A 4,428-nucleotide genomic window follows, 5' to 3' on the forward strand; every position below is an offset into this window, starting at 1 on the left:
TACCCATCGGGTTGAGGATGCGGCGCAGCACGTAGGTCTTCTTGAGCTGGTCGGACGGAACGAGCAGTTCCTCCTTGCGCGTGCCGGAGCGCTGGATATCGATCGCCGGGAACACGCGCTTGTCGGAAACCTTGCGGTCGAGGATGATTTCCGAGTTACCGGTGCCCTTGAATTCTTCGAAGATGACTTCGTCCATGCGGCTGCCGGTGTCGATCAGTGCGGTCGCGATGATGGTCAGCGAACCGCCCTCCTCGATATTGCGCGCGGCGCCGAAGAAGCGCTTCGGGCGCTGCAGGGCGTTGGCATCGACACCGCCGGTCAGCACCTTGCCGGAAGACGGCACGACGGTGTTGTAGGCCCGGCCGAGGCGGGTGATGGAATCGAGCAGGATGACGACATCGCGGCCATGCTCGACAAGGCGCTTGGCCTTCTCGATCACCATTTCCGCCACCTGAACGTGGCGGGTGGCCGGTTCGTCGAAGGTGGAGGAAATCACCTCGCCCTTCACCGACCGCTGCATGTCGGTCACTTCTTCCGGGCGCTCGTCGATCAGCAGAACGATCAGGTAGCACTCGGGGTGATTGGTGGTGATGGAGTGCGCGATGTTCTGCAGCAGCACCGTCTTGCCGGTGCGCGGCGGGGCGACGATCAGCGCGCGCTGGCCTTTGCCGAGCGGGGCCACCAGATCGATGATGCGGGCCGACATGTCCTTCTTGGACACGCCGTCGGCCACTTCCATCTTGAAGCGCTCGTCGGGATAAAGCGGCGTCAGGTTATCGAAGTGAACCTTGTGGCGCGCCTTGTCCGGGTCTTCGAAATTGATGGTGTTGACCTTCAGCAGGGCGAAATAGCGCTCGCCCTCCTTCGGGCTGCGGATCACGCCCTCAACGGTATCGCCGGTGCGCAGCGAAAAGCGGCGGATCTGCGAGGGCGAGACATAGATATCGTCCGGACCCGGCAGATAGTTGGCATCCGGGGCGCGCAGAAAGCCGAAACCATCCTGCAGCACCTCGACGACGCCTTCGCCGACGATCTCCACCTCGCGCGAGGCAAGCTGCTTCAGGATGGCAAACATCAGCTCCTGCTTGCGCATCGTCGACGCATTTTCGACTTCGTGCTCTTCGGCAAAGGCGAGCAGTTCAGTCGGCGTCTTCGACTTCAGCTCCTGAAGCTTCATCTCCCGCATGGAAGGGTCCTTGAATGGAATTTCGGTCATTGCGACCGGCCTGACGTGTTTAAGAGGGTCGACAGAGACGGAATGGAGGTTTTGAGAGGAAACGCGGATAAACCGGATACCGAACGGAAAAAGAAATTCAGATGGCGATCCGATCGTCCGCTTCCGGCCCGGGATGCCGGAGCCGGCCTTTGGTGCCGGCAGGGCGCTGGGGTGCGCCACTCCACCTCGAACGAGTTTCAGGTGGACAATAGTCCATCGCCGCGGTTCCGGCAAGCCCTCTGCCGGAAAACACTTTGCCGGCAGGCGCCCCCGGAAGGGGCGGCACTGCCGGCCAGGTCTGCGTCGCGATGTGTCGTCCGGCGGCCGGAGATGCGTCCGGCCGGTCAGAACGGCTTGAGGATCACCAGAATGACGATGCCGATCAGCAGCAGCGTCGGCACCTCGTTCAGCACGCGGTAGAAGCGGCCGGAGAAACGGTTGCGGTCCTCAGCGAACGCGCGCACCTGCCGGGCAAGAAAGCCGTGCACGCCGGAAAGGATCAGCACCAGCAGAAGCTTGGCATGCAGCCAGCCATCGGTGAAAAAGCCGCCGGCCCAGGCCAGATAGAGGCCGAAAATCCATGTTGCGATCATCGCCGGCGTGGCGATGGCCTTCAGCAGCCGCCGTTCCATCACCTTGAACGTCTCGGACTGTACCGAGCCTTTGGGCGCGTCGCAGTGATAGACCATCAGCCGCGGCAGGTAGAACATGGCCGCCATCCACGCCACGAACGACAGGATGTGCAGCACCTTGCCCCACAGATAGGGATCGGACATCGCCTGAATTCTCCTCTCGCTGCCGGCCGCCTCAGCCGCGGCGGATGCGGGCCAGCATCCGTTCCACGTTCTCGACCGGCGTTTCCGGCACGATGCCATGGCCGAGGTTGAACACGAACGGCCCGCCGGAGAAGGCCTGCAGGATTGCTTCAACGCCTTCGTCGAGCGCCCGCCCGCCGGTCACCAGACGCAGCGGATCGAGATTGCCCTGCACGGTGGTATGGGCCTGCAGCGCCCGGCCGGTTTCCATTGCCACAGACCAGTCGAGCCCGACCGCATCGACGCCGGTGCCGTCGACATAGCGTTGCAGGCGGGTGCCGGCGCCGCGCGGGAAGCCGATGATGCGCACCCCCGGTGCCGCCCGGTGCACCCGGCGGACGATCTCGGCCGTGGGCGCGATGCACCAGCGATTGAAGCCTTCGTCGTCGAGCGGGCCGGCCCAGCTGTCGAAAATCTGCACCGCGTCGGCGCCGGCTTCCACCTGGGTGATGAGATGGGCGGAAACAGCCGCCACCAGCACATCGATCAGTCGCTGAAAGGCATCGGGATCCCGGTAGGCGGCCTTACGGGTGAAGGCCTGATCGGCCGAGCCGCGACCGGCCACCATATAGGTCGCCAGCGTCCACGGCGCCCCGGCAAAGCCGATAAGCGCGGTTTCGTTATCGAGGCTGGCGCGCACCTTGGCGAGCGTCTCGTAGACCGGTGCGAGGTGCTCCACCATGCGCGACAGGTCGAGACAGCCGACCGCATCGAGCGGCAGCGGATCGAGCCGCGGCCCCTCGCCTTCCATGAAGGCCACCGCCTGCCCGAGACCGTCGGGAATGACGAGGATGTCGGAAAACACAATGGCCGCATCGAAACCGAAGCGGCGGATCGGCTGCAGCGTGGCCTCGCTGGCGAGGTCCGGATTGTAGCAGAAATCGAGGAAGGACCGCGCCTCGGCCCTCAGTGCCCGGTATTCCGGCAGATAGCGGCCGGCCTGCCGCATCAGCCAGACCGGCGGAATGGCCTGCCGCTCGCCACCGAGCGCCGCCATGAACCGCGAGCCGTGTCGCAGGCTGTCTCTCAGAACCGGATGATCGCCGGCCGGGCATTCGCCCGGTCGCACGGCCGCGTCCCCGGACCCGGCAGGTCCACTGCTTCCCATAAAAGGAATCCTTGTTTGAGAAGGCTGTTAATTCTGTTTGCGGGTGGATTACCGGGATTATTCGGGATCCACAATCGGACCACACGTCACGGGGCTTCGGGATCCGGATGAACAGATTCACGGGCCGGGATCCCGAAGCTGTGGATGTTCCGGATCCGGCAGGGATTCCAGATCCATCGCTTCGGCGTTAACGGTCTATTAATCATTTTTCGGCGTGGAAGGCTTGTGGATTGTGGAGGGATGCGGGCACGGTCCCCAGAGTTTTCCGCAGGCCGGAAAACCGTCGTCCGGCGGCACTGGCTGTTGAGGGCGCGGGCATGAACGGGATAACAACGCCGGATCCCGGCCGGGATCCCGGTTCCTTCCCGCCCTCTCCACAGGGCTGGGGACAACACTGGTGATGGCGCGGCCGCGGGCCTGTCGGCCGGGGCGCAGGGAGGCGTTATGACGACCTACTTTCACCTGCACCTGATTTCGGACTCGACCGGCGAGACCCTGTCCACGGTCGCCCGCGCGGCCCGCGGCCGCTATGTCAATGTCGAGGCCATCGAGCACATTCACCCGATGGTGCGCTGCGAACGCACGCTCGACCGGGTGCTGGAGGCCATCGACGAGGCGCCGGGGCTGGTGCTCTTCACGGTGGTGGAAGAGACGCTGGCAACCCGCATCGAGCAGGCCTGCCGCGAACTGGGTCTGCCCTGCCTCAACGTGCTCGATCCGGTCGTGCGGCTGATGGAATCCTATCTCAAGGCGCCGCTTGCGCCCCGTGTCGGCGGTCAGCATCAGCTCGATGCCGACTATTTCCGCCGCATCGATGCCCTCAACTTCGTGCTGATGCACGACGATGGCCTGCTGCCGGACGATCTGGAGGAAGCGGACGTCATTCTCATCGGCGTCAGCCGCACGTCGAAGACGCCGACCTGCATCTATCTCGCCAATCGCGGCGTGAAGGCGCTGAACGTGCCCGTGGTGCCCGGCCTGCCGCTGCCGGCCCGGCTGTTTCAGGTGCGCCGGCCGCTGGTGGCCGGGCTGGTGGCCAGCGCCGAGCGCATCGCCCAGATCCGCGAACACCGCCTGCTCACCGTCGCCAGCAAGCCGCCCAACGCTGACTATGTCGACCGCCGCGCCATCGCCGGCGAAATCGTCTTCACCCGCAAGCTGTGTTCCGACCATGGCTGGCCGGTGATCGACGTCACCCGCCGGTCCATCGAGGAGACGGCCGCCGCCGTTCTCGCGCTGATCCGCAGCCACCGCGAACTCATTGCTGCCCGTGCGATGGAATGAGGCGC

4 protein-coding genes are annotated in these 4,428 nt (G+C 64.8%); 1 reads left to right on the plus strand and 3 read right to left on the minus strand.

All coding sequences use genetic code 11. The annotated features are described in order from the left end of the window. From rho to hemE, 3 genes are all read right to left on the minus strand, one after another. On the minus strand, positions 1 to 1,186 hold a 1,186-nt coding region (rho, locus tag V7067_RS09380), incomplete at its 3' end, for a transcription termination factor Rho (RefSeq protein WP_334175648.1). 374 nt (positions 1,187 to 1,560) lie between these two features. Further along, on the minus strand, positions 1,561 to 1,992 hold the full coding sequence (gene hemJ, locus V7067_RS09385) for a protoporphyrinogen oxidase HemJ (RefSeq protein WP_334175633.1): 432 nt from the start codon (positions 1,990 to 1,992) through the stop codon (positions 1,561 to 1,563). 31 nt (positions 1,993 to 2,023) lie between these two features. Beyond that, the gene (hemE, locus tag V7067_RS09390; protein WP_334175634.1) at positions 2,024 to 3,028 is read right to left on the minus strand and encodes a uroporphyrinogen decarboxylase; all 1,005 of its coding nucleotides are present in this window, start codon (positions 3,026 to 3,028) and stop codon (positions 2,024 to 2,026) included. Between the two features lie 555 nt (positions 3,029 to 3,583). On the opposite strand from hemE, the gene V7067_RS09395 reads away from it, so the two are divergent. Next, positions 3,584 to 4,423, plus strand: a complete 840-nt coding sequence (locus tag V7067_RS09395) for a pyruvate, water dikinase regulatory protein (RefSeq protein WP_334175635.1) — start codon at positions 3,584 to 3,586, stop codon at positions 4,421 to 4,423. The last annotated feature ends 5 nt before the right edge of the window (positions 4,424 to 4,428 follow it).

It is taken from the genome of Pseudoxanthobacter sp., assembly GCF_036822375.1.
Classification (GTDB): Bacteria; Pseudomonadota; Alphaproteobacteria; order Rhizobiales; family Segnochrobactraceae; genus Pseudoxanthobacter.

Bases quoted from the DNA above. Each gene is read 5' to 3' on its own strand.
- V7067_RS09395 (WP_334175635.1), top strand. From the start codon at position 3,584: ATGACGACCTACTTTCACCTGCACCTGATTTCGGACTCGACCGGCGAG.
- hemJ (WP_334175633.1), bottom strand. From the start codon at position 1,992: ATGTCCGATCCCTATCTGTGGGGCAAGGTGCTGCACATCCTGTCGTTC.
- hemE (WP_334175634.1), bottom strand. From the start codon at position 3,028: ATGGCGGCGCTCGGTGGCGAGCGGCAGGCCATTCCGCCGGTCTGGCTG.